Source organism: Streptomyces sp. NPDC017993, from assembly GCF_044328065.1.
Taxonomy (GTDB): domain Bacteria; phylum Actinomycetota; class Actinomycetes; order Streptomycetales; family Streptomycetaceae; genus Streptomyces.
The window spans coordinates 53,632-77,969 of the sequence record NZ_JBIRGO010000004.1; the positions used below are offsets into that span (position 1 = coordinate 53,632).

At 71.9% G+C, this 24,338-nt stretch carries 18 protein-coding genes; 9 read left to right on the forward strand and 9 right to left on the reverse strand.

The features are described 5' to 3' along the window. The first annotated feature begins 103 nt into the window (after positions 1–103). Positions 104–1,006, forward strand: coding sequence for a phosphatidylinositol-specific phospholipase C domain-containing protein (locus ACH4FH_RS07670; protein ID WP_398554843.1), 903 nt, complete (start codon positions 104–106; stop codon positions 1,004–1,006). A gap of 266 nt (positions 1,007–1,272) precedes the next feature. Beyond that, positions 1,273–2,400, forward strand: coding sequence for a trypsin-like serine peptidase (locus ACH4FH_RS07675; protein ID WP_398554844.1), 1,128 nt, complete (start codon positions 1,273–1,275; stop codon positions 2,398–2,400). Here ACH4FH_RS07675 and ACH4FH_RS07680 read toward each other — a convergent pair. After that, the gene (locus tag ACH4FH_RS07680; RefSeq protein WP_398554845.1) at positions 2,323–3,357 is read right to left on the reverse strand and encodes a phosphatidylinositol-specific phospholipase C domain-containing protein; all 1,035 of its coding nucleotides are present in this window, start codon (positions 3,355–3,357) and stop codon (positions 2,323–2,325) included. The genes ACH4FH_RS07675 and ACH4FH_RS07680 overlap by 78 nt on opposite strands. 161 nt (positions 3,358–3,518) lie before the next feature. On the opposite strand from ACH4FH_RS07680, the gene ACH4FH_RS07685 reads away from it, so the two are divergent. Further along, positions 3,519–4,043, forward strand: a complete 525-nt coding sequence (locus tag ACH4FH_RS07685) for a DUF2165 domain-containing protein (protein WP_398554846.1) — start codon at positions 3,519–3,521, stop codon at positions 4,041–4,043. 27 nt (positions 4,044–4,070) lie between these two features. Here ACH4FH_RS07685 and ACH4FH_RS07690 read toward each other — a convergent pair whose 3' ends face one another. Both ACH4FH_RS07690 and ACH4FH_RS07695 read right to left on the reverse strand, forming a co-directional pair. Continuing rightward, positions 4,071–5,255: an FAD-dependent monooxygenase gene (locus tag ACH4FH_RS07690; RefSeq protein WP_398554847.1), complete on the reverse strand. Its 1,185-nt coding sequence runs from the start codon at positions 5,253–5,255 to the stop codon at positions 4,071–4,073. A gap of 139 nt (positions 5,256–5,394) precedes the next feature. Then, complete coding sequence (locus ACH4FH_RS07695; protein WP_398554848.1) at positions 5,395–8,574, reverse strand: bifunctional cytochrome P450/NADPH--P450 reductase; 3,180 nt, start codon at positions 8,572–8,574, stop codon at positions 5,395–5,397. Between the two features lie 104 nt (positions 8,575–8,678). On the opposite strand from ACH4FH_RS07695, the gene ACH4FH_RS07700 reads away from it, so the two are divergent. The 4 genes from ACH4FH_RS07700 to ACH4FH_RS07715 all read left to right on the forward strand — a co-directional run bounded on the left by ACH4FH_RS07700 (position 8,679) and on the right by ACH4FH_RS07715 (position 11,817). Further along, entirely contained in the window at positions 8,679–9,515 is an 837-nt protein-coding gene (locus ACH4FH_RS07700) for a PAS domain-containing protein (protein WP_398554849.1), read from the forward strand. Then, on the forward strand, positions 9,461–9,922 hold the full coding sequence (locus ACH4FH_RS07705) for a universal stress protein (protein WP_398554850.1): 462 nt from the start codon (positions 9,461–9,463) through the stop codon (positions 9,920–9,922). The genes ACH4FH_RS07700 and ACH4FH_RS07705 overlap by 55 nt, the downstream gene beginning before the upstream one ends. A gap of 103 nt (positions 9,923–10,025) precedes the next feature. Further along, the gene (locus ACH4FH_RS07710) at positions 10,026–10,241 is read left to right on the forward strand and encodes a dodecin (protein WP_398554851.1); all 216 of its coding nucleotides are present in this window, start codon (positions 10,026–10,028) and stop codon (positions 10,239–10,241) included. A gap of 124 nt (positions 10,242–10,365) precedes the next feature. Continuing rightward, positions 10,366–11,817: an amino acid permease gene (locus tag ACH4FH_RS07715; protein ID WP_398554852.1), complete on the forward strand. Its 1,452-nt coding sequence runs from the start codon at positions 10,366–10,368 to the stop codon at positions 11,815–11,817. A 118-nt stretch (positions 11,818–11,935) separates the two neighbouring features. Here the strand turns inward: ACH4FH_RS07715 and ACH4FH_RS07720 are convergent, their stop codons facing one another. The 6 genes from ACH4FH_RS07720 to ACH4FH_RS07745 form a co-directional block, all read right to left on the reverse strand. Beyond that, entirely contained in the window at positions 11,936–12,742 is an 807-nt protein-coding gene (locus tag ACH4FH_RS07720) for a hypothetical protein (RefSeq protein WP_398554853.1), read from the reverse strand. Between the two features lie 85 nt (positions 12,743–12,827). Further along, entirely contained in the window at positions 12,828–13,847 is a 1,020-nt protein-coding gene (locus tag ACH4FH_RS07725) for an ABC transporter permease (RefSeq protein WP_398554854.1), read from the reverse strand. Then, positions 13,844–14,806 (reverse strand): ABC transporter permease, encoded by a 963-nt coding sequence (locus ACH4FH_RS07730; RefSeq protein ID WP_398554855.1) that lies wholly within the window; start codon positions 14,804–14,806, stop codon positions 13,844–13,846. The genes ACH4FH_RS07725 and ACH4FH_RS07730 overlap by 4 nt, the downstream gene beginning before the upstream one ends. Next, on the reverse strand, positions 14,799–16,484 hold the full coding sequence (locus tag ACH4FH_RS07735; RefSeq protein ID WP_398554856.1) for a sugar ABC transporter ATP-binding protein: 1,686 nt from the start codon (positions 16,482–16,484) through the stop codon (positions 14,799–14,801). The genes ACH4FH_RS07730 and ACH4FH_RS07735 overlap by 8 nt, the downstream gene beginning before the upstream one ends. A gap of 80 nt (positions 16,485–16,564) precedes the next feature. Beyond that, a complete protein-coding gene (locus ACH4FH_RS07740; RefSeq protein ID WP_398554857.1) occupies positions 16,565–17,650 on the reverse strand; it encodes an ABC transporter substrate-binding protein in 1,086 nt (361 codons plus the stop codon). A 103-nt stretch (positions 17,651–17,753) separates the two neighbouring features. Continuing rightward, a complete protein-coding gene (locus ACH4FH_RS07745; RefSeq protein ID WP_398554858.1) occupies positions 17,754–18,764 on the reverse strand; it encodes a LacI family DNA-binding transcriptional regulator in 1,011 nt (336 codons plus the stop codon). Between the two features lie 295 nt (positions 18,765–19,059). Here ACH4FH_RS07745 and ACH4FH_RS07750 point away from each other — a divergent pair, with 295 nt between their 5' ends. Together ACH4FH_RS07750 and ACH4FH_RS07755 are read left to right on the forward strand one after the other, a co-directional pair. After that, positions 19,060–21,639, forward strand: a complete 2,580-nt coding sequence (locus ACH4FH_RS07750; RefSeq protein WP_398555206.1) for a PA14 domain-containing protein — start codon at positions 19,060–19,062, stop codon at positions 21,637–21,639. Between the two features lie 295 nt (positions 21,640–21,934). Beyond that, a complete protein-coding gene (locus ACH4FH_RS07755) occupies positions 21,935–24,301 on the forward strand; it encodes a GH92 family glycosyl hydrolase (protein WP_398554859.1) in 2,367 nt (788 codons plus the stop codon). Positions 24,302–24,338: the final 37 nt, after the last annotated feature.

The window sequence follows — 24,338 nt, forward strand, 5'->3', positions numbered from 1 at the left end:
GGCCGGGTGCCGCATCTCCGCTTCGTATGGTTCGATGCCCCGAACATGCGTGCGCACCGGGGTGGCCGGGCGGCACGCCGGGCCGAGGGGCAGGGGTGGCGGGATGGGGCTGGACCGGCGAGGTTTCCTCAGGGGTGCGGCGGCGCTCTCCGCTGCGGGCGTACTGGCAGGCGCCGGCAGCGGGCAGTTCACCGCCGCCGCGGCGCAGCGCAGGACGTCCGTGCTGTCGTCGCAGGACTGGATGTCGGCGCTCGGCGACGGCACGCCCCTCCAGCGGCTGACGATCCCGGGCACCCACGACTCCGGCGCCCGGGTCGGCGGCCCCTGGGTCGCCTGCCAGAACACCGCCATCGATGCCCAACTCGCCTCCGGTATCCGCTTCCTGGATGTCCGCTGCCGTGCCATCGACGGTGTCTTCGCGATTCACCACGGCGCCTTCTACCAAGAGCTGATGTTCGGCGATGTGCTGAACGCCTGCCGGGCGTTCCTCCAGGCGCACCCGTCCGAGACCGTGCTGATGCGCGTCAAGCAGGAGTACTCCGAGGTCGCGGCCGAGGAGTTCCGCCGGATCTTCGACATCTACCTCGACGACAAGGGCTACCGGTCGCTGTTCCGGCTGGACGGCGACCTGCCGTCGCTGGGGCAGGCCCGGGGCAAGGTCGTCCTGCTGGCCGACGCTGACGGCCTGCCGGGAGTCCGCTACGCCGACCCGCAGCTGTTCGACATCCAGGACGACTACATGGCGGAGCCGTTCGCGAAGTACCCGAAGGTCGAGGCGCAGTTCCGCAAGGCCGTCGCCGAGCCCGGCAAACTGTTCGTCAACTACGTCAGTACCGCCGCGCTGCTACCGCCACGCTCCAACGCCGATCGACTCAACCCGCAGGTCAAGAGCCTGCTGACGGGTGCGGAGGCGAGCGGCTGGACGGGCCTTGGCATCGTGGCGATGGACTTCCCGAACGAGGTCGGCCTGGCCGAGACGCTGATCCGGCGCAATTCGGCGGTATAGCGCGGGCGTGCCCACGATGCCGCCCGCCGGGGACGCAGCGACCACCGGCGGGCGCATCCACACCGTCCACCCCTCCCCCTCCCCTTCCGCCTCGCCATCCCGCCGATCGGGTTCCGGTCCGGCGGAGTTTCGGTGACCTCGACGGCGCCCCGCCGTGGCATCGGACGACGCCGGGCGAGCATGCCGCAAACTGGGCGAAATGTCTGGTTCTGCTGTCGCCCGGTCGTCGGCCGGGCGTCGGCGGCTGATGCGGCGAGGCGGCACGGGTGGAGACGAGCGAAGGCGGTCCGACCGCGGCGGACGCGGCGGGAGGTGGCGCGACGGGAGGTGGCGCCACGACTTCGGCGCCGTCCGAGCGGTCGGGCCGCCCCACCCGCACCCGCACCCGCGCCGGGCGCCTTCGCATCGCCCTCCCGCTGCGGGTGATGTCGGCGCTGATGCTGGTGACGGCCGCCGTGGGCGGCACCGCACTCGCACTGCGCTCCGGACCGACCGATCCGTACCTGGCGACCGGGGACGCCACCACGGGGTCGTACGTCGCGGACCGGGCGGGCGGGGACACGGCCGCCGCCGTGGTGCTCGCCGGGCCGTACACCGAACGGCCCGGCCCACCGGTGACGGCGCGCCGCGCCGGGGTCCCCGGCTCGGGACCTGCGTCCCGGCCGGTGGCGGCGGCGTCGACCACCCCGCTGCCACCGATCGGCGCACTCTTCTCGCCCGGCGACGACGGCGACCCCACCCACCACTGCACCGCGAGCGTGGTGCACGCCCCGGCCGGGGACCTCATCGCCACCGCCGCGCACTGCGTGCACGACGGCGGGTTCCGTACCCGGCTGGTGTTCGCGCCCGGCCTGGACGGCCGGTTCGTGCCGTACGGCCTGTGGGTGCCCACCCGCATCGTCGTCCACCCGCGCTGGATCAGCGACCGGGACCCCGACCACGACGTGGCGTTCCTGCGGGTGCGGCGGGCAGGAGCCGCGGGCGGCCGGATCGAGGACGTCACCGGGGCCGAGCGCATCCGGTTCGACGCCTCGACCGGCCGGCCGGCGCTGCTGACCGGCTATCCCGACAACTGGGACACGCCGGTCAGCTGCCGGCACACCGTGGAGGCCCAGGGGCCGTCCCAACTCCGCTTCCCCTGCCCGGGGTTCCCCAACGGCACCAGCGGCGGACCGATGCTCACCGACCTCGATCCGGCCACCGGGACCGGGGCGCTGATCGGAGTGATCGGCGGGCTGGACGAGGGCGGCGACGACGCCACCTCGTACAGCAGTCGCTTCGGGCCGGACACCGCCGCGCTCTACCGGCGGGCGACCTCAGTCCCCGCGCGGGACCACGGTCTTCAGGACGGACGGCAGCGGGTACCAGTCGGAGGTCGCGAAGCTGGCGTGTGACGAGGCGAGTTGGCCGACCCGGCCTTGCGCCTCGGCCTCCGTCGGCCTGGTGGCATCGATCTCCGGCGCGACCTTGTGGGCGTCGGTCATGACGAGAAGATAGTGGCGGGTGTCGTACCAGGCGGTGTCGATACTGCCGTTGAGGTACGTCGAGGCGTCACCGTCGAAGACCACGAACCACGGCCGCAGGGCCGGGTCGGCGTACCGCGTGCGAGGATCGCCGGCCGTGGCGCCGTGCACCGCGGGGAAGGCCGTTGACTTCGCCAGAGCGCCCTGGCCCGCCAGGTCCTTGAGGTGGGTTGCGTACTCGACGTCGGTCCACAGCTTGTCGAACGGATTGTCCTCCTCGACGGTGCCGGGGATCAGCTCGAAAAGGAATTTGCCGGCCAGGTCGGCGCGCGCGGGCCAGCCGCCGGCCCGTACCGCCTCGTCCGGGGTCGCGTGTCCCGCGGTCAGGTCACCGGGCCCGTAGACCGCGTCGCCGAGCTTGTCCCGCACCAGCGCGTCGAACTCGGCCGGTCCGCGGCCGCCCTTGGCGTTGAAGCCGTCCTTCATCTCGATCTTGACGAGTATCGGGCGGTGCCCGGGGTTCGCGTCGTGCCAGGCCCGCATGTCGGCCAGGCAGCCGCCGAAGCTCTGGTCGCGGCTCTTGGTGCGCAGTTCCGAGGCGTTCGCGGCATTGACGCAGTTGTTGTTGTTGCCGAGCGGGTTGCTGTGCGAGACCCGGAAGGTGGAGCCGAAGCCGTTGGACCAGAGGTCCAGTTCGAGGAGCGCGGCCCCGGAGTCCAGCGCGTCCGCGAAGTAGGGGTACTTGTCCTTCTCGTAGGCGTTGTGGACACCCACGGACGTGCTGGTGTCGTATGTCGTGGCGGCCGTCCCGGCACCCGCCGGTCCGGCCGCCACGAGTACCGCCGCCGTCGCGACGGCCACCGTCCCCACACACCGCGTCCTGTTCATGTGCCCCGCTTTCCCCTGAGATCATCGGTCGTTCGATCACTCGTCCGGTCGGTCATCCGGTCGAATGGGCAGCAGCGTACGGGAGTTGACGGCGCTGAGGGCCAGGGGCGGGTGGCGAACGAGGAAACGTACGAGGTCCGGGAATGATCGATGGAGGGTGCATGACCGACAGAAAACAGACCACGGCGCTGCCACTCGCGGCAACGGTGCTCACGGCGACGATCGCGCTGCACATCGCGCTCATCGCCTTCGGCAATATCACCGACTTCGACACCAACCGGGAGTTCGTCCGCCATGTCCTGGCGATGGACACCACGTTCCGGGACCCGGAGATGATGTGGCGGGCCATCACCTCCCGGGCCGCGCAGGACGCCGCCTATCTGGCGATCATCGCCTGGGAGACGGTGGCCGCCGCGGTCCTGCTGGCGGCCACCGCACTGTGGGCGATAGGTCTGCGGCGGGGCCGCACGGAGCGGGCGCGGCGGGTGGCCACGGTGGGCCTGCTGATGGTGCTCCTGCTGTTCGGCGCGGGCTTTCTCGCGGTGGGCGGCGAGTGGTTCGCGATGTGGCAGTCGAAGGACTGGAACGGACTGGAAGCCGCCACCCGGAACCTCACCCTCGCCGGGATCGTGCTGCTGATCATCCATCTGCCGGGCGCCGCGGGGCGGCACGCCGACGCGGAGTAGGCGGCCGCTCCGGCCGGACCGCTCGCCTCACCACGTGATGCGGTAGTCCGTCAGCCAGTTGTCGCCGTCGGCGCCGTCGCCACCGCCGCCCGCGCGTGGGGTGCCCGGCTCGGGCTGCTGCCGTCCGGCCGGGCCCATGGCGGTGCGGCGGGCCATCCCGGCGCTGGCCGCGACGACCTTCTCCACCCGCTCCCGGCGCAGCTCCTCGTAGGCGGTGAAGGCGCTGCGCGGGTCCGGCCGGTCGCGCAGACACTTGGCGAGCACGACGCCGTCCTCGATGGCCATGGACGCGCCCTGGGCGGCGTTGGGCGCGGCCGCGTGGGCGGCGTCGCCGATGACGACCATGGTGTCTGTGTGCCAGGTCGGGATGGTGGCGAGGTCATAGGAGTTGGAGGCGATGACGCGGTCGCCGCCGGCGTGGACGAGGGCGGCGGCCGGGGTGTCGTCCTCCTCGAAGAGCCCGGCGACCCGGCGGCGCCACCCGGCGGGGCTGCCGGGGTCCGCCCGGTCGAATTCGGGCCCGGGGACATTGGCGAACCACCAGACCTCGCCGTCGGGGGCGCGGGTGCAGCCGAAGAACGCCTGTTTGCCGAAGATCATGGTGTAGGTCTCCGGGTGGGGCGGTCGGTCGGCGTCCAGGGTGTGCCGTGAGTAGCCGCAGACGGTGTTCTGTCCGGTGTAGCGGGGGCGTGGCGCGGCCGGGTCGATCAGCGAGCGGGTGACGGAGTGCAGTCCGTCCGCGCCGATGAGGAGATCCCCTTCGGCGCGCGTGCCGTCGGCGAAGACCGCCGCCACCCCTGTGCCGTCCGCGCGGGGCACCGGCTCGGTGGCGACGAGGCGCTTGCCGTGCCGGACGGCGATTCCGCGGCGGGCGGCCTCGGCGTGCAGCACGCGATAGAGCGTGGCACGCCGCAGGGTGCGCGGGCCGGGGCCCTGTCCTGTGCCGGCGATCGGCCGCTCCCCCAGCAGGTCACCGCGGTCGCTGATGAGCTGCACCTGCCGGGCGGGGAAGGAATGCTCCAGGACGGGGCCTTGGGCGTCGATCACCCGGAGCGCTTCGAGCCCGTTGGCGAAGACGACGAGGAAGGCCCCGGCGTCGTCCGCGCCGGTCGGGTAGGACTCGAAGATCTCCGCTTCGATGCCCGCCTTGTGCAGGGCCATCGCGGTCACCGCCCCCGCGATGCCGCCTCCGATGATCAGAGCTTTGGTCATACCGCAGTCCCCCCGGTCTGGCCGTCGGCCGCACCCCGCGGCCGTCGAACGGCGCGGCCCCGAAGGGCCGCACCCCCCACCCTGGCCCCGGCGGGCCACGAGATCCAGTCCGTGTGCCCGCCGGGGGGCGAGGAGTTCCTCAGCCGGCCTCGTACACGTCCTCGATGTAGCGTCCCGAGGCGGTCAGTTCCCGCAGCCACGCCTCGGATTCCTGTGCCGAGGCGCCGGTACGGGCACCGTGCAGATCGCGGAAGGCGGCCCGGACCCCTGGTGCCATACGGCTGCCGTCACCGCAGACGTACACCCGCGCGCCGGCCTCCAGCAGCTGCCACACCTCGTCGGCCTCGGCGGCTATCCGGTGCTGGACGAAGCGGTGCCCGTTCTCGGGCCGGGCGCTGAACACCGGGCGTACGGACACCGCTCCGGCCTCCTGCGCGGCGGCGAATTCCGCGGCGTGCAGGAAGTCCGCGTCGGGGTCGTCGCAGCCGAAGTAGAGCCGGGCCGGGGCGGTCCGGCCCGCCGCGACACGGTCGGCGACGGCGCCACGGAAGGGCGCCAGCCCGGTACCGGCGGCGATCATGACGACGGGGGTGGCGTCGGCCGGGTCGAGGCGGAATGCCTCACGGCAGGGCTGCACGCGGGCCAGGACGGTGTCCCCGGGCCGCAGGGTGTGCAGGTACGTCGAGCCGGTGCCACCGGGCAGCAACGAGACCATCAGGTCGGCGTGCCGGGGGTCGACCGCGGGCGAGGACGACAGGGAGTAGTGCCGGGTGCGCAGCGGCGGCAGCAGCTCCAGGATCGCGGGCCACGGCAGTGCGCCGCGCAACGCGGGGTGTGCCTCGATCAGCTCGATCAGGGTGCGCGAGTCGTCCTCGGCGAGGGCCTCCAGCGCCGCGCGCTCGGGCGGGCACGGGTTGTGGGAGGCGAGCAGAGCGGCCTGACCCGGCGTCGGGCGGGCGCCCAATTCCAGGTGGTGCGTAAGCAGTTGACGCACGGTCAGCGGCCGGTCGACGGGGAGGGTGTCGCGGCCGGGGCGCCCCGCGTGCAGGGCGAGGACGGCCTCCGGGTCGACGCCGAGGGCGCGCGCGGCCCTCTCGACCACGGCCGGTGCGTTGACCGGCAGCACGGCGAGGTGGTCGGCGGTGCGGTAGCTCACGCCGTCGGGCAGTGCGACGCGCAGGAACCGCTTGGGCCGCGGCCAGCCCTCGGCGGTGAGGTCGTGGGCCTCCGTGACGGTCATCGCCACGACGTCGTGCCGGGCGGCGAGTGCGTCCAGCGGACCGCCGGTGATCTCGGTGACGGTGTAACCGGCGTCCTCGGCGGCCGGTGCGCCCGCGCCGACGCTCGCCGGATCGCCGTACCGGGCCAGCAGCCGGGTGCGCAGCTCCGCGGTGAACTCCTTGACGGCGCCGCCGAGATCGCCCGAGGCGTCGGCCTCGGCACGCGGCAGCAGCCGCTCGCCGCCGAGCGCGGCCAGCCGGTCGTCCAGGCGCATCGGCACGTGCTGGTAGGTCGCGGCCCAGTTGCGGTCGCCGACGCCCAGAACGGCGTAGGGCACGCCCGTGGCGGCGCCGTCGGGGGCGGCGTCGAGCCGGCGGACGAAGTCGGCGGCGTCGTCGGTGGGCTGGCCGTTGTAGGAGGCGGCGACGATGACGACGGGCCGGTCGGCGGGCAGCGCGCCGGCGTACGCGTCCAGCGGCGCCACGTCGGCGCCGAAGCCGAGTGCGGTGGCCTCGTCGGCGAGCCGCTCGGCGAACTCCCGGCAGGTGCCGTAGTTGGTGCCGTGCAGAAGCAGCAGTCCGGTGCCCTGGGGGACGCGGGTGGGCAGTCCCTCCGCGCGAGCGGCTGCCGCGTCGTCCGCGGCCGTGACGGCGGCGCCGGGCAGCACCGCGAGCGCGCTGCGGACCGCTGCCCGGTCCTGGGGCGTACGGGCCGCCAGGGTCAGCGTGAACCCGTCGGGCTTGAGGGTCAGGGTCTCCTTGATGCGCAACCGGTAGTCGGCGTGGTCGACCAGGCGGTAGCGGTGCACCAGGAGGGCGAGCAGCATGGTCGCCTCGTGCAGCGCGAACTGCCGCCCGATGCATGCGCGTTCACCGGTGCCGAACGGCTTGTAGGCGTGCGGCGAGCGCGCCGCCTCGGCCTCGGGGCTGAAGCGGGCGGGGTCGAACAGCTCGGGGTTGTCGCCCCAGACCGGGTCGCGGTGCAGCATCGGGGTGAGGACGGTGACCAGCTCGCCCGCCCGCACCGGGTAGCGGCCGCCGATCAGGGTGTCCTCGCGGGCCTGGCGGCTGAAGGCGGCGGCGGTCGGCCACAGCCGGAGCGCCTCGTTGAGGATCTGCCGGGTGAACGGCAGCCGGCCGATGTCCTCGAAGGAGGGGTCCGGGTCCGTCTCGTCGCCCCACAGCTCGTCGGCCTCGCGCTGGGCCAGGCGCAGCGCGACCGGGTCCTTCAGCAGGTGGTGCAGGGCGAAGGAGAGGGCGCCCGAGGTGGTCTCGTGGCCGGCGATCAGGAACGTGATGACCTGGTTGCGGATGTTGGCGAGGTCGAGACGGGGGCCGTCCTCCCCCTCGCCGGTGGCGCCGAGCATCAGGCCGAGCAGATCGTCGTCGCCGCTCTCGCCGCTCGCGGTGCGGGCGGCGATGACCTCGTCGACGACGGACGCGAGATAGTCCGCGTCGGCGCGGAACGCCGCGTCCTCCTCGGTGTGGTCGGTGCCGGGCTTGCGGGCGAACTTGGTCATGCTCCACTGCAGGCAGCGCACCATCGACTCGACGAAGGGGTGCGGAGTGTCGCGGGAGAACGAGGCGAAGTCGAAGCCGAAGCCGGCGAGCCCGATGGTGTCCAGCGTCATCCGGGTCATGTCGTCGGCGACGTCGACGGGGCTGCCGTCGGCCACCCGCCGATCCCAGCTGTCCATCACCCGTCGGGCGACCTTGAGCATCGCGGGGTGGTAGGTGCGCATCGAACCGAGCGCGAAAGCCGGCATCAGGACCTCGTGTGCCTTGGCCCAGTTCGGCTCGTCGTTGTAGGCGGTGAACAGACCGTCCCCGGCGAACTCTCTGACGTCCTCCAGGACGACCGACACGCCCTTGGCGAAGCGGCTCTCGTCGGCGACCTCGGTGACCAGGTCCAGCGAGGAGATGAACAGCGTTTCGCGGTCGCCGAGCTTGCGCTTGAAGGCCGGGCCGTGGATCCGGGCGAGGTCCATGGCCTGCTGGATGGGCATGCTGGTGAGGCCCGCCGCCGAGAGGTCGGCGACCGGGATGCCGTCGTCGGCGGCGGCGCGTTCGTCGGTGTGCAGCGCGATGGTGTCGGTCATGTCTCCAGCGTGACCCGCCCGGTGTGCGGGACATGACCGGGCAACTGCATGATTGTGCAGTGGTTTTTTGCTGCCCGCTCTTGCGGGCGGACGGAGAAGAGGCAATGGACAACGGGACAGCCGACGGCCCGGCGGGCGAGGGCGCGATCGGACCGCGCGGCACGGGCGGGTCGCTCGACCCGGCCGGCCCGTACGCGGCCGGGCCCTGGCGCAACTATTTCCTGATCCTGCTGGACCGTATCCCCACCCCGATCGCGGTGTGTCACGCCGACGGCGAGGTGCTGATCGCCAATCCGGCGATGGCCGCGGAGTGGGGTGCGGCCCCGGGGCAGCTGCGTGGCCGCAATCTGCTGGACCTGTTCCGGCCCCGGGCGAAGGCGCAGCTCGACCGGCTGGCGGAGGCGCTGCGGCTGGGCCACCGGTCGCGTTACCCGGTGGAGGTGCACTGGCAGGCCGGCGCCGAGGGCGCGTCGCGGGAAGGGGAACTGACGGTCGATCCAGTCGGCGACCCGTCCGTCCGGCCGCCCGCGCTGCTGGCGCTGCTGCGGGTCCGCGACACGAGCCCGCCGCCCCGGCCGCGCGGTTCTGCGAGCCCGGTGGAGGCCCGCATCCTGGCGCTTGCGGCGGGCGGCGCCACCACCGCGTCGATCGGCACGACGCTGGGGCTGACCGTGGACGGCGTCAACTACCACCTCACCAGGCTCTCCCGGCGCTGGCGGGTACAGGGGCGTACCGCGCTCGTCGCCAAGGCGTACGTGCTGGGCGTCCTGTCCGCGGACAGCTGGCCGCCGGCCGCCGGCCGCCGGCTGAGCCGCCCGGAGGAGTACGGCGCGCGGAGCGCGGCCCCCGGTCCCGGCAGCACGCTTGTGCGGATAACCTCCCGGGTGTGGAGGAGAACACTCCCGCGCCTTTCGAGCGCGGAACGGACGGCCCGAAGGTGATCGTCGTCGGTGTCGACGGCTCCGACTCGTCATGGCACGCCGCCGCGTACGCGGCCGGGCTGGCGCGGCGCCAGCTGTCGAAGCTGGTCCTGGTCTACGTCCAGCCGGTGATGCCGGCGGGTGCGGTGATGGGCGCCCCGGTCGTCGACGCCACGAACGAGGTGGCCGAGGAGCTGATGGCCGAGATCCGCAAGGCGACGGACCGGCTGCAGGGGATATACAACGTCCGCTGGGAGTTCCACACACTGCGCGGGGATCCGTACAACGGCATGGTGCAGATGGCCGATGAGCTGAAGGCGGACGCGGTGGTGGTCGGCGCCTCGGAGTCGGCCGGGCACCGCATCATGGGGTCGGTCGCGGTCCGCCTGGTCAAGGCCGGGCGCTGGCCGGTCACCGTCGTGCCCTAGGCCGTGCCGCGGGGCCCCGGCCCGCTCCGCTGGTGAGGTGGGCCGGGCTGAGGCACGGTGGAAGATGGACGGGCGGAGCGCCGCCCCGACGAGGGAGGCCACCGTGACCGACCGCACCTATCGCGTGACCGAGATCGTGGGCACGTCCCAGGAGAGCGTGGACGCCGCGATCCGCAATGGCATCAAGCGCGCCTCCGGGACCCTGCGCAATCTGGACTGGTTCGAGATCACCCAGGTCCGTGGTCATCTCGTCGACGGCGAGATCGATCATTATCAGGTCGGCCTGAAGGTCGGATTCCGGCTGGAAGAGGCCGACTGACACCTCTCCCGTGTATCTCTGCCGGGAAGAATCGGAAGAACGCGGGAGTCGCCTTCCGTAGAGGCCGCTGAGGGACCATGATGATCCGCCGTCGGACCACGACGGAGCGTACGGAGGATCACGCATGGGGCTGCGCGCGGGACAGGGCGTATTGCGCCGCAAACCGATCGACCACATCACGGAGGCGGAAGGCGGTTCCGGCCAGCAACTCACCCGGGCGCTGGGCCTGTGGCAGCTGACGGCCATCGGCGTCGGCGGCATCATCGGCGCGGGAATCTTCACCCTCGCCGGAACCGTCGCGAACGGGAAGGCGGGGCCGGCGGTCCTGATCTCCTTCCTCGTCGCGGGCGTGGCCAGCGCGGCGGCCGCCTTCTCGTACGCCGAATTCGCCGGGCTGATCCCGAAGGCGGGCTCGGCCTACACCTACGGCTACGCGGTGCTGGGCGAGTTGGCGGGCTGGTTCATCGGCTGGGACCTGCTGCTGGAGTACACCGCGATCGTGGCGGTGGTCGCCATCGGCATCTCGGGCTACTTCAGCTTTCTGCTGGGGGAGACGGGCGCGGAGCTGCCCACCTGGATGCTGGGCGCGCCGGGAACCGGCGAGGGGCACCGCGTGGACCTGTTCGCGGCGGTGCTGTGCCTGCTGATCGCCTATCTGCTGACACTGGGCATCAAGAACGCCGCCCGGTTCGAGACCATCGTGGTGGGCCTGAAGGTCCTGGTGGTCCTGCTGGTGATCGGGGTCGGCTTCTTCCACATCGAGACGGGGAACTACGAGCCGTTCTTCCCGTTCGGTGTGGGCGGCGCGTTCACGGGCGCGGCGACCGTCTTCTTCGCGGTCTTCGGCTATGACGCGATGAGCACCGCGGCGGAGGAGTCGAAGGACTCGCAGCGCCACATGCCGAAGGCCATCATGTATTCGCTGGCGATCTCGATGGTGCTGTACGTGCTGGCCTGCCTGGTGCTGACGGGTATGCAGAACTACACGGACATCGACCCGGAGAGCGGGTTCTCGACGGCGTTCAAGTCGGTGGGCCTGAGCGGCCTCGCGGATGTGATCGCGGTCGGCGCGATCATCGGCATCCTGACGGTGATGTTCACCTTCATGCTCGGTGTGACCCGGGTGTGGTTCTCGATGAGCCGGGACGGACTGCTGCCGAAGTGGTTCGCGAAGACCAGCCCCAAGCACCATGTGCCGACCCGGGTGACCTGGATCGTGGGGGTCGCCTCCGCGGCCATCGCGGGTTTCGTGCCGATCGGTGAGGCCGCCGAACTGACCAACATCGGCATCCTGCTGGCGTTCGTGGTCGTGTGCAGCGCGGTGATCGTGCTCCGCTACAAGCGCCCCGACCTGCCGCGGACGTTCCGTACACCGGGAATGCCGGTGGTGCCGGCGCTCGGGGTGGCCTTCTCGATCTGGCTGATCACCTTCCTGGAGTGGCACACCTGGGTGCGGTTCGCCGTGTGGCTGCTGGTCGGCCTGATCGTCTACTTCGCCTACTCCTACAAGCGTTCGGAACTGGCCAAGACGGAGCACACGGGTCCCGCCGCATCGGGCGGCAAGGACCCCTCGTGAGCGTCGGCCGCTGAGCGGCCGGGAGGCCCGGGGCCGTCGGGGAGTGCTCTCCGGCGGCCCCGTTTTGCCGCTGAAGAGCCGTCAGTGTGCGTACGACGTCCGCCCACCGGCCCTCGCCCTACCCGCGCCACCTGTCGCGCACCAGCCACCGCACCCGCCGGCCGAGTCCATGGCGCCACATCCACAGCGGTAGCCGCCGGTGCGCCACATAGGCCCAGATGTCCATGTCGGCCTCGTTATCGCGGGGGCAGCCGCGCAGCAGGTCCAGGCAGCGGCGGTCGACGGTGCCGTGCAGCCGGGCGGTGTGGGCGAGGGCGACGATGCCCTGGTGGCGGAGCCCGGTGTCCGCCGTGTCCCTGGCGCGCTCCAACGCCCGCGCGACACGGGGCAGGATCGCCGCCGCGTCGGGGTGGGTGAGGGCGAGCCCGATGACGGCGACGCCCACCAGTTCCTCGCCCCGCTCGAACGCGGCGTCGATCTCCTCGGGGCGGTCGGTACCCAGCAGCGCGGAGCTGCTCCGCCAGTTCATGCCCCGGCCGGACGCGGCGCGATCGAGCAGGAATTCCCGCCGCCCCAGGGCGAGTTGGGCAGCATCGGGCGGTGGGCCGATCTCCGGTCGGGCCGCCGCGAGGTGGTCCCAGATCCGCCGGGCGGCGTCCGCGCGCTCCGCCTCGTCGTCGAGGAGCTCCCGGCACACGGCGCCGAGCGCAGCGGCGTCCGGCCCTTGCCGGTGGATCCGGGCGAAGCCCGCTGCGGGCGGACCGAGGTCGCAGGTGCGCAGGAAGGCGAGCCGGACGGCGTCCTCGGCGGTCACCCGGCCGTGCACGTATCCCCAGGCGAGTTCCGCCGCCTCCAGAACCACGGCGTACCGGACGAACTCGGCCGGGAGGCGGTGGGGCGGGGCGGGTGACTCGTCCGGGGGCACGTCGGGAGCCTACCGAGCAGGACCGGCGGAGTGGCTGCCCGGGGCCATGCCGCCGCGCTCGTCGGCCCGCCACACCTCGGTGGCGCTATCGTCGCGACCGCCGTCCCAGCCAGGTCTGGGCGACCACCACCAGCACCAGGAAACCGCCGCTGACGACCTGTTGGTAGGCCGAGTCCAGCGAGCCGATCTGGTTGATGACGTTCTGGATGACCTTCAGCAGCAGCACGCCGACCAGGGAGCCGCTGACGAAGCCGAAGCCACCGGTGAGCAGGGTCCCGCCGATCACGACGGCCGAGATCGCCTCCAGTTCCATGCCGGTGCCCAGGATGGTGACGCCGGAGGCGAGCCAGGCGGCGTTCAGGGCGCCGGCGAGACCGGCGAGCACCCCAGACATCGTGTAGACGAGGATTTTGGTGCGGGCCACCGGAGTGCCCATCAGCGCGGCCGCGTCCTCGTTGCCGCCGACCGCGTAGACCTGCTGGCCGAAGCGGGTGCGGCGGAGCAGCACGGCGCCCGCGAGGAACAGTGCCAGGGTGATCCACGCCGGGACGCCGAGGCCAAGCAGGGTGCCCTGCCCGAGCCGGGCGAGGACGGAGTCCTCGGCGACGAGGTAGGTCGTGGCCCCCTCGTCGGTGACGGCGAGGAGCAGGCCGCGGGCGGCGAGCATGGCGGCCAGCGTCACGATGAAGGGCGCCAGCCGGGAGCGGGCGATGAGCAGGCCGTTGACCAGGCCGATCAGTGCGCAGACGACGAGCGGCAGCAGCAGCGCGACGAGGGTGCCGTGCCGTGAGCCCCAGGCCGCCAGGACACCGCCGAGGGCGAACAGCGAGCCGACGGACAGGTCGATGCCGCCGGTGATGATCACGAAGGTCATGCCGAGCGCGATCACCGCGAGGAAGGCCGAGGAGACCGCCATGTTCCGCAGGTTGTCGGGGGTGGCGAAGGAGTCGAAGGAGAGCGCGGCCACCAGGCCGATGACGACCAGGGCGGCGAGGGCGCCGTGTTGCTGGGCGAGGGCGCTCAGCCGCTCGCCGCGGGTCCGTCCGCGCCGCGCGGCGGGCGGCGCCTTCGCCGCCGGCGGCGCGGGTGTGCGCAGTGACGTCATCGCTTCCCCCGCTCCCGTGCCGCGTAGACCGCGAGCACGATGACGACCGCCTGCGCGATCTGGGTCCAGGACGGTGGCAGATCGTGTTTGATCAGGGTGGCGGTCAGCAGCTGGATCAGGACGGCGCCGGCGACCGTGCCGCCGATCCGCACCCGGCCGCCGCTGAGCGGGGTGCCGCCGACCACCACCGCGGTGATCGCGGACAGTTCCATGAGGGTGCCGAGGGAGGTCGGGTCGCTCGCGGTGAGTCGGGCCGTGGCGAGCACCCCGGCGAGGGCCGCGAGTGCACCCGAGCCGACGTAGACCAGCAGCAGTATTCGCCGGACGGGAAGCCCGGCAAGCGCCGCGGCGGGTCGACTGTCGCCGATGGCCAGCAGCCGCCGGCCGAAGAGCGTGTGCCGTACGACGAGGCCGACCAGCAGGGCCAGTCCCGCGGCGATCAGCACCAGGTAGGGGATGCCGGCCAGGGTGCCGGAGCCGAGGGCGGCCATGCCCGGATCGCGGACGTCCTTGAGCTGCGGCAGCAGCACCAGCGCCAGCCCACGGGCCCCGACCATCAGGGCGAGGGTGGCGACGATGGGCTGCACGCCGACCCAGGCGACCAGTGCGCCGTTGGCGACGCCGACGGCGGCCCCGCCGAGGACCGCGACGAGCAGGGCGATCCACGGCCCGTAGCCGAGATAGAGCGAGACCAGCGAGGTGGCCAGCGCCATCACGGACCCGACGGACAGGTCGATGCCCTCGCTGCCGATGGCCAGCGCCATGCCCAGCGCGGCGATGATGACGGGGGCGACCTGGACGGCCTGGGTGCGGAAGTTCTCGCCGGTCAGGAAATGCGGGGTGACGAGGATGTTGACCAACACCAGGACGGCGACGCCGGCATGGACGCCGTAGTCCTGCAGGCCGCGCAGCACGGCGGCACGGTCGGTGGGCAGGCGCCGCAGCGCCAGATCAGCCATGGTCGGCGGCCTCCTCGGCGGACGGCGGTGCGGGCTCTGCGGGTGCCCGGGGCGGGGCCCCCTCGGGTTCTGCGGGGCTGCGCCGCGAAACCGGCGCGTCCCTCGCCCGCCGGTCCTCCGCGGCTTCGGCGATGGCACGCATCAGGTCGTCCTCGGTGACGTCGTCGCCGGTCAGCTCCCCCACCACCGCACCGTCCTTGAGCACCACCACCCGGTCGGAACCCTCGATCAGCTCCTCCACGTCCGAGGAGATCAGCAGCACGCCGAGTCCGTCCTCGGCGAGCTCGTCGATCAGCCGCTGCACCTCCGCCTTCGCGCCGATGTCGATGCCCCGGGTCGGCTCGTCCAGCAGCAGCACCTTGGGGTGCATGGCGAGCCAGCGGGCCAGCAGCACCTTCTGCTGGTTGCCGCCGGAGAGTTCGCCGACCTTCTGGTCGGGGCCGGACGCCTTGATGTTCAGACGCCGCACGAAGGTGTCCACGACGCGGTCGACCCGCGGGCGGGAGACCAGACCGAAGCGGGTGAGCCCGGGCAGTGCGGCCAACGCGATGTTCTCGCGTACCGAGAGCCCGGGCAGGATGCCCTCGGCCTTGCGGTCCTCGGGCAGCAGGCTGATCCCGGCGCGCAGGGCGGCGGCGGTGGAGCCGGTGCGTACCGGGAGCCCGGCGACGGTGACACGTCCGCCGGCAGGAAGCGCGCCGGCGATGGCCTTGGCGGTCTCGCTGCGCCCGGAGCCGAGCAGCCCGCCGAGTCCCACGACCTCGCCGGGGCGGACCGAAAGCGAGACACCGTGCAACCGGCGCGAGATGGTCAACTCCTGTGCTGTCAGCACGGGTTCGGATCCGGCGGCGTCGTGCGTACCGCTGAACCGGGTGACGCCTTCGCGGCGCACCTCCCCCATCTCGCGGCCCAGCATCAGGGAGATCAGGCGCAGCCGGTCGAGGCCGGCGAGCTGTCCGGTGTGCACGCTCCGGCCGTCGCGGAGCACGGTGACGGCGTCGCAGACGGCGTACAGCTCGTCGAGGCGGTGGCTGACGTACACGACCGCGACGCCCCGCTCCCGCAGCGCGCGGATGACGCCGAAGAGGGTCGCCACCTCGCGCGGTTCGAGCGAGGAGGTCGGCTCGTCCATGATGACCACGCGGGCGTCCACCGATCGCGCGCGGGCCAGCGCCACCATCTGCTGGGCGCCGACGCCCAGTTCGCGCAGGGGCCGGCGCACGTCGACGCGGACGCCGAGGTCCGCCAGGGCGGCCTCGGCCTCGCGGTGCATCCGGCCGAAGTCGATCAGACCGAGGCGGGTGCGCGGCTCCCGGCCCAGGAACAGATTGCGGGCCACGCTCATCAGGGGAATGAGGTTGACCTCTTGGTAGATGGTGGAGATGCCCGCGTGCTGGGCGTGCAGCGGCGTCTGGAAGCGGACCGGCCGGCCGTGGTGGCGCAGCTCGCCGGAGTCGGGCTGGTGGACGCCGGTGAGGACCTTGATGAGGGTGGATTTCCCGGCGCCGTTCTCGCCCACCAGGGCGTGCACCTCACCGGCGCGCACCGCGAAGTCCACGCCGTCCAGGGCCAGTACGCCGGGAAAGCTCTTGGTCAGGCTGTGTACGGCGAGCACCTCGGCCGCGCGTCCGGCGGGCGATGCGCCCGGTGTGCGGGCCGCCGGGCCACCGCCGGGCATGTGCGGCGGCTGCGGCCCGTCCGGCTCACCAGGGGGCGGCGCTGTGCGGTCCGGACGCGCGGGCCGTGGCACACGCATCGTCAGAATGCCTTGCCGAGGTCGGACTCGGCGTTGGCATCGGTGTAGGCGCTGTCGCGGATGACGATGTCCTGGGAGACCTTCTTGCCCTGGGTGAAGGCGTCCAGTGTCGCGAAGGCGAGCGGGCCGAAGCGGGGGTTGGACTCGATGACGCCGTCGATCCAGCCGTCGATGATGCCCTGAACGGCGCTCCGGGTGCCGTCGACGGTGACGATCTTCACCGCGCCGGGCTTCTTGCCCGCCCCCTTGAGCGCGTTCACCGCTCCCAGGCCCATCTCGTCGTTCTCGGCGTAGATGCCGTCGATACCGGGACGGGACTGGATGAGCTGCTCGGTGACCTGCTGGCCCTTTTCGCGGGCGAAGTCGCCGGTCTGCTGGAAGACCACCTTCAGCTGCGGGGCCTTGGCCTCGATACGGTCCTTGAAGCCCTTGGTGCGCTCGGTGGTGACGTTGTTGCCTGCCGCGCCGAGCAGGATGGCGATCTCCCCCTTGCCGCCGGTCGCCTCGATCATCCGGTCGGCGGCCCGCTTGCCCTGTGCGACGAAGTCGGAGCCGATGAAGCTGACGTAGTCCTTGCAGGGCTTGGCGTTGATCTTGCGGTCGATGGTGACGACGGGGATGTGCCGGGCGGCGGCCGCGCTGAGCACCGGGTCCCATCCGTCGGAGTTCAGCGGCGCGATGACCAGCAGGTCCACGCCCTTGGCGATCAGGTCCTGGACGTCGCTGATCTGCTTGGAGAACTGTGACTGGGCGTTGGCGGCGAGCAGCCGGATGCCGCGCTTCTTGGCCTCGGCCTTGATCGAGGCGGTCTCGGCGATCCGGAACGGGTTGGCTTCCTTCTCCGACTGGGAGAAGCCGACCGTGGCGTTCCTCAGGTCGAGTTTCCCGGCGCCGTAGGCGTCGAGGGTGCAGCCGGCCCTGCTGCCCGCGGACGGTCCCTCGACCGCCTGCTCGCCGCCGGAGCCGGCCCCACCGGCCGGTTTCGCGCCGTCGTCCTCGGACTTGGCGCAGGAGGTGACGGTCAGGGCCAGGCTCAGGGCGAGCCCCGCGACCAGGGCGGAACGGTGTCGACGAGCGTACGGATGCATGGCAGAACCCCATCTCGGGCGATCAAGTCCGTTGTCCGCAGCGATATTTATAACGTTGGAAGAGCTCTGTAAACCCTTCGCGCACGGACTCGTACGCCGCGACTCACCCCCGGCCGACCGTGCTCTCCCGCGCCACCAGGGCGAATTCCGGCTGGAGTTGACGCGGTCGGCTCTCCTCGCCCGCCAGGCTCGCGATGATCGACTCCACCGCCAGCCGGGCGATGGCCTGCTTGTCCGGTGCGATGGTGGTCAGCGTGACCGCGCCGAACCGCCCCTCGGTGATGTCGTCGAAGCCCACCACCGCCACGTCCTCCGGCACCCGCAGCCCCCGCTCGAACAGCACCCGCATCGCCCCGATCGCGATCAGATCGTTGTAGGCGAACACCGCGTCCGGCCGCTGTCCGGAGTCCAGCAGCGCCGCCATCGCACCGGCGCCGTCCGACCGCTCCCAGCCCTGCGTGGGCCCGACCAGACTCGCGTCCTCGGCGACGCCGGATGCCGCCAACTCCGCCTGCCAGCCCAGTTGCCGCAGATGGGCGGGCTGGTGCGTACGGTCCCTGCGGGCGCCGAGGAAGGCGATCCGGCGACGGCCGAGGTCGAGCAGATGACGCACGGCGGCCCGCGCTCCGGCGATGTTGTCGATGGCGATGTGGTCGTGCGGCAGGTCGTAGCGCCGCTCGCCGAGCAGGACCAGCGGGGCGTCGTCGCTGCGCGCCCGCAGGTCCTCGGTCTCCAGCTCGATGGGGCTGAGGATCAGCCCGTCGATGACCCGGGCACTGAAGCCCTGGCTGACCAGGATCTCGCGTTCGCGCAACCCACCGGTGTGGTCGAGCAGGACCGTGTAGTCGTGCCGGGCCGCCGCGTCGATGACCGCGCCGGCCAGTTCGGCGAAGTAGGGGTTGCCCAGCTCCGGCAGCGCCAGGGCGATGATGCCGGTGCGCCCCTTGCGCAGGTGGCGGGCGGTGAGGTTGGGGCGGTAGCCGAGCTCGTCGATGGCCTGTTGGACGCGGGCCCGCATCGCGGGGGTGACGTGCTGATAGTTGTTCACGACGTTCGACACGGTCTTGATCGAGACGCCGGCGCGTTGCGCCACATCCTTGAGGCTGACCCTCATCGGCACTTCCTCCCGTGCCGATCCGGCGCTCCGGAACCGGCCGTTGTCGTGGGCCTGGACAGAGTGCAGACGGCGTGCTGTCATGCCAACTGCCCTTGTTTCCAACGTTATACAAGATGGCGGAAGCAAGGGGCAGAGCCGGAAGGAACCCGACCTCGGAGGTCCTGTGCGTTCTCCGTTCCTGCCCACCCGTCCCGACCGCGCCCGTGGAAGACGTGGCAGCGGTGGATCCCGCAGAAGCCTTGGAAACCGTGGAAGCCTTGGAAAAGGCGGCCACCGCCCCCTCGGCGCCGCCCTGGCGGCCACCCTCGCCGCGGCGCTCCTCACCCTCACGCCCGGCGGCGCCGACGCGTCCGCCGCGGAGGACGCCCCCGCCGTCGTCCACGGCCTGAAGGGCGACTACTTCACCCAATCCGCCCCGGGCGCCTTCGACTTCGACGAGCTCAAGGCGACCGCCGTCGACCCCCTGATCGACTTCGCGAGCCTGGAATCGCGGCTGGAGCAGGCCACCGGCCGGGCCGACGACGCCACGGTCCGCTGGACCGGCAAGCTCACGCCCGCCACCAGCGGCGCGCACACCTTCGCGATGACCGGTGACAACGGCTTCCGACTTTGGATCGACGGCAAACCGGCCATCAACCACTGGGTCGACGACTGGGACAAGGAGCAGACCTCGCCCGCCGTGGACCTGGAAGCCGGCCACGCCTACGACATCAAGATCGAGTACTTCGAGCACTTCGGCGGCTCCCAGCTCCACCTGAACTGGATTCCGCCCGGCGGCAAGAAGACCCCGGTCCCGCAGAGCGCCTTCACCCTCCCCGACGGCTTCGACTACGACGGCCCGACCGCCGCCTCCGTGCGGCCCGACGGCCGCACCCTCAGCCTCGCATTCCCCCAGGATCTCGCCGCTCCCCCGGCAGCCTTCACCGACCATCTCGACGCGGTGATCGGCGGCGCCCCTTGGCCGCTCGGCAAGGCCAGGCTGGACCCCGCCGACCCGTCCAGGCTGCTGATCGCCCTGGAGGAACCGGTCGTCGGCCGGGGTGGCCTGGCCGATCTGCATTACGACGGCGAGGGCGGCCTCGCCACCGCGCAGGGCGAGGACATCGCCCCCTACTTGGCCAGTGGCACCAACGAGTCGACCTACCAGCTGCGCACCGAGTGGGCCGACGACGTCGGCAAGGACAACGCCCTCCCGGAGTACCCGCGCCCGCAGCTCACCCGCGACAAGTGGCGCAACCTCAACGGTGAGTGGCAGTTCGCGGCGGCGGACGAGGGTGACGCACCGCCCGTCGGCAAGCAGCTGGCGGAGAAGATCCTGGTCCCCTACCCGGTGGAGTCGCAGCTCTCCGGGATCGAACGGCACGAGGACCGGATGTGGTACCGCAGGACCTTCACCGTTCCCGCGGACTGGAAGGTCGGCAGCTCGCGGCGGCTCGACCTCAACTTCGGCGCGGTGGACTGGCAGGCCGAGGTGTACGTCAACGGCAGGAAGGTCACCGCGCACAAGGGCGGCTACGACCGGTTCTCCGTGGACATCACCGACGCGCTGCGGCCCGGCCGCGCGCAGGAGCTGATCGTCGGCGTCTACGACCCGACCGACGCCAAGGACGGCGAGAGCCCGCCCATCGGCAAGCAGCGGCTGGACCCCAGCGGCATCTGGTACACCGCCTCCTCCGGCATCTGGCAGACGGTCTGGATGGAACCGGTCGCCGCCGACCACGCCGACAGCCTCGAACTCACCCCCGACGTCTCCGGCGGCACGGTGTCCGTCGAGGCCCACGGGGTGCGCGACGGCGTCCCGGTGACCGCGGTCGCCTACGACGGCAAGCGCGAGGTCGGCCGGGCGAGCGGCACCGGCGACGGCCCGATCAAGGTGCCGGTCCCCGAGGCACACCTGTGGTCGCCGGACGACCCGCACCTGTACGACCTGAGGGTGACCGTCGGCTCCGGCTCCCGCGCCGACCGGATCGGCAGCTACTTCGGGATGCGCTCGATCGGCGTCGAGAAGGTCGACGGGGTCCCGCGGACCGTCCTCAACGGCAAGCCCGTCTTCTCGATGGCCACCCTGGACCAGGGCTTCTGGCCGGACGGACTGCACACCGCGCCGACCGACGAGGCGCTGGCGTACGACCTGAGGATGCACAAGGCCATGGGCTTCAACTCGGTGCGCAAGCACATCAAGGTCGAGCCGGACCGCTGGTTCTACTGGGCGGACAAGCTGGGCCTGATGGTGTGGCAGGACATGCCGGCGATGAACACCGTCGAGCCGTCCCAGCCGGCCCGCGCGCAGTACGAGCGCGAGATGAAGCAGATGATCGACGAGCACATCAGCAGTCCCTCGGTCATCATGTGGGTCACCTTCAACGAGGGCTGGGGGCAGTACGACCAGGCCCGCATCGCCGACCAGGCCAAGGCCTGGGACCCGACCCGGCTGGTGAACAACATGAGCGGACTCAACTGCTGCGGCGCCCAGGACGGCGGAAACGGCGACGTGGCGGACGCCCATGGCTATCCCCGGGCCCAACTGCCCGCCCCGGACGGCAGACGCGCCCTGGTCAGCGGCGAGTACGGCGGCCTCGGCCTGGCCGTACCGGGCCACGCCTGGCCGGTGCAGCACACCTATGTCGGGGTGGACCAGGCCGCGTACACGGACGACTATCTCGCGGAACTCGCGCATGTCCGCAAGCTGGCCTGCCAGGGCGGCAACGGCGCCGTCTACACCCAGATCAGCGATGTGGAGGGCGAGTTGAACGGGCTGCTGACGTACGACCGCAAGGTGATCAAGCCGGACGTGAAGCGGCTGGCGGCGGCTCATCGCGCGCTGATCTCGGACGCGTCCGACCCGGCCTCGATGCCCTGCGGCACGTCGTGACGGCGGGGGCCGCGCCGGCCCGTGAGGTTCGGGGTTGCGGCGTCGCCGAGTGCACCGCTCCGGCATCCCGCGTACCGGCGCGCGCCATCCCCTGAACGGCCGCTCCTGCGGCACCCCTTCAACTGTCCGGGCCGCCCGCCCTCGCGGCGGCCCGGACACGCCGGAGTTCGACGCCGACCCTTGACGCGCACCGGGTCGGCACCAAGAATGAGCGCGCTCTGACAACGTTGTCGGCCGACCGGGCTCGCTGACCGCCCGGCCGGCCACGCGGCCACGATCCCCGGAGGTCCGACCCATGCCATGGCTCAGTCGCACCCGGCTGCGCACCGCCGGCGCCGTGCTGGCGGCCGCGCTCATCGGGGGCGCGCTCGCGGCCCCCGCCGCGAGCGCGGAGCCGCCCGCCGGCCCGCTCACCGACCTGGTCAATCCCTTCATCGGCAGCCGACACGACGGCAACACCTACCCGGGCGCCGCCGTACCGTTCGGCATGGTGCAGCTCTCCCCCGACACCGGCCACACCACCGGCTACGGCTACGACGACGACCACATCCGCGGCTTCAGTTCGGTGCACATCTCCGGCGTCGGCTGCGGCCTCGGCGGTGATCTGCCGGTGCTGCCGACCACGGGCGACATCACCGAGACCGACTACGCCAAGTACGCCGCCTCCTACACCCACGACGACGAAACGGCCCGCCCCGGCTACTACCGCGTCGGCCTGAAGTCGTACGGCGGGATCACCGCCGAGCTGACCGCCACCGCGCGAACCGGCAAGCAGCGCTACACCTTCCCGGCCACCGACAAGGCCAATGTGCTGCTCAACACGGGCCAGTCGCTGCACAGCACCGTCTCCACCCGCGTCGAAGTGCTCGACTCGCGCACCATCCGCACCAGCATCACCGGCCGCGGCTTCTGCCAGGACACCGAGCCGTACACCCTGCACACCCTCACCCGATTCGACCGGCCGTTCACGTCGTACGGGACCTGGGAAGGCGACAAGGTGACGGCCGGCTCCCGGGACTCGACGGCCGCCGGCCGGCACGGCGCCTACGCGCGCTTCGACACCCGCACGGACCGCACCGTCGAGGCGACCACCGCCATCAGCTATGTCGACGCCCCGGGCGCGGCCCGCAACCTCGGGGCCGAGGGCGGCCGTTCCTTCGACCGGACGAAGGCCGCGGCGAACGCCGAGTGGGAGCAGCGGCTCGGCCTGGTCCGGGCCCAGGGAGGCGATACGGCACTGCGCCGCACCTTCTACTCCTCGCTCTACCGGTCGTTCCTCGCGCCGAACATCGGCAGCGACGTGGACGGCCGCTATACCGGATGGGACCGCAAGACCCACCGCGCCACCGAGGACGGAGGTTTCACCTACTACCAGAACTGGTCGCTGTGGGACACCTACCGCACCCAGGCGCAACTGCTGGCGCTGCTGGCGCCGCGCGAGTCCCGCGACATGGCGCTGTCGGTCCTGCGGATCGACAAGGAGAGCGGCTGGCTCCCCAAGTGGGGCTACGGAACGGTCGAAACGAACATCATGACGGGCGATCCGGTCACACCGTTCCTCACCAACGCCTACCAGCAGGGGCTGTTGAAGGGGCATGAGGAAGAGGCGTACGCGGCCCTGAAGAAGAACGCGGACGGCGTGCCACCGGCCGACTCGCCCGCCCTCGGCCGCGAGGCCAACGCGGAATATCTCAAGGACGGTTTCGTGCCGTACCTCAAGGGCCGCGAGCACGCCAAGCCCGGCGACTCCGACTTCGACCACGGCGCCTCGGCGACCCTCGAATACGCGCTGTCGGACGCCATGCTGGCCGAGATGGCGCGCGACCTCGGGCACGATGCCGACGCCGACCGGTATGCCGCCCGCGCCCAGAACTACCGCAGGATCTTCGACGCCTCGACCGGCTTCTTCCGGGCCCGCGACGGGAAGGGCGCCTTCACCGGTCCCGCGGACCCGGCCAAGAGCGAGGGCTTCCACGAGGGCACGTCCTGGCAGTACCAGTGGCTGGTGCCGCAGGATCTGCCGGGGATGCTGACCCTGATCGGCGGCAAGGAGAAGGCCGACCAGCGGCTCGACTCCTTCTTCGCCTACCAGGACCTGCTGAAGGACCCGGCGAAGACGGCGCGCGAGGTGTGGGTCAACGGCCCGTACGACTACTACAACGCGGACAAGTACAACCCGCAGAACGAGCCCGATCTGATCGCGCCCTACACCTACCTCTCCACCGGCCGCCCCTGGAAGACCACGGATGTGGTGCACGCCGCGCTGACCCTCTTCACCGACACACCGAGCGGTATGACCGGGAACGACGACCTGGGGACCATGTCGGCGTGGATGGTGCTCTCGTCGATCGGGATCTTCCCCGTGCAGCCGGGCACCGACACCTGGGGGCTGAGCACACCGGTCTTCGACCGGGTCGACCTGACGCTGGACCGGCGCTACCACCCCGCCGGCCACTTCACCGTCAAGGCGCCCGGCACCTCGTCCGACCAGCGCTATGTGCGGTCGGTTCGCCTCGACGGTGCCGAGCGGGGGCAGACGTATCTGACCACCGACGATCTGCGCTCGGGCCGTGAACTGGCCTTCACCCTGGGGGCGAAGCCGTCCGACTGGGGCACCGACGAGGACGCGGCGCCGCCGCCGGTGGGCGGCGCGGAGAAGTAGCGAGGCCCCGGGCCGGCCACTGTCGGCCCGGGAAGCC

Coding starts and splice junctions, on each gene's coding strand:
- ACH4FH_RS07755 (WP_398554859.1), top strand. CDS start 21,935: ATGCCATGGCTCAGTCGCACCCGGCTGCGCACCGCCGGCGCCGTGCTG.
- ACH4FH_RS07685 (WP_398554846.1), top strand. CDS start 3,519: ATGACCGACAGAAAACAGACCACGGCGCTGCCACTCGCGGCAACGGTG.
- ACH4FH_RS07670 (WP_398554843.1), top strand. CDS start 104: ATGGGGCTGGACCGGCGAGGTTTCCTCAGGGGTGCGGCGGCGCTCTCC.
- ACH4FH_RS07730 (WP_398554855.1), bottom strand. CDS start 14,806: ATGGCTGATCTGGCGCTGCGGCGCCTGCCCACCGACCGTGCCGCCGTG.
- ACH4FH_RS07690 (WP_398554847.1), bottom strand. CDS start 5,255: ATGACCAAAGCTCTGATCATCGGAGGCGGCATCGCGGGGGCGGTGACC.
- ACH4FH_RS07695 (WP_398554848.1), bottom strand. CDS start 8,574: ATGACCGACACCATCGCGCTGCACACCGACGAACGCGCCGCCGCCGAC.
- ACH4FH_RS07715 (WP_398554852.1), top strand. CDS start 10,366: ATGGGGCTGCGCGCGGGACAGGGCGTATTGCGCCGCAAACCGATCGAC.
- ACH4FH_RS07725 (WP_398554854.1), bottom strand. CDS start 13,847: ATGACGTCACTGCGCACACCCGCGCCGCCGGCGGCGAAGGCGCCGCCC.
- ACH4FH_RS07740 (WP_398554857.1), bottom strand. CDS start 17,650: ATGCATCCGTACGCTCGTCGACACCGTTCCGCCCTGGTCGCGGGGCTC.
- ACH4FH_RS07700 (WP_398554849.1), top strand. CDS start 8,679: ATGGACAACGGGACAGCCGACGGCCCGGCGGGCGAGGGCGCGATCGGA.
- ACH4FH_RS07735 (WP_398554856.1), bottom strand. CDS start 16,484: ATGCCCGGCGGTGGCCCGGCGGCCCGCACACCGGGCGCATCGCCCGCC.
- ACH4FH_RS07680 (WP_398554845.1), bottom strand. CDS start 3,357: ATGAACAGGACGCGGTGTGTGGGGACGGTGGCCGTCGCGACGGCGGCG.
- ACH4FH_RS07745 (WP_398554858.1), bottom strand. CDS start 18,764: ATGAGGGTCAGCCTCAAGGATGTGGCGCAACGCGCCGGCGTCTCGATC.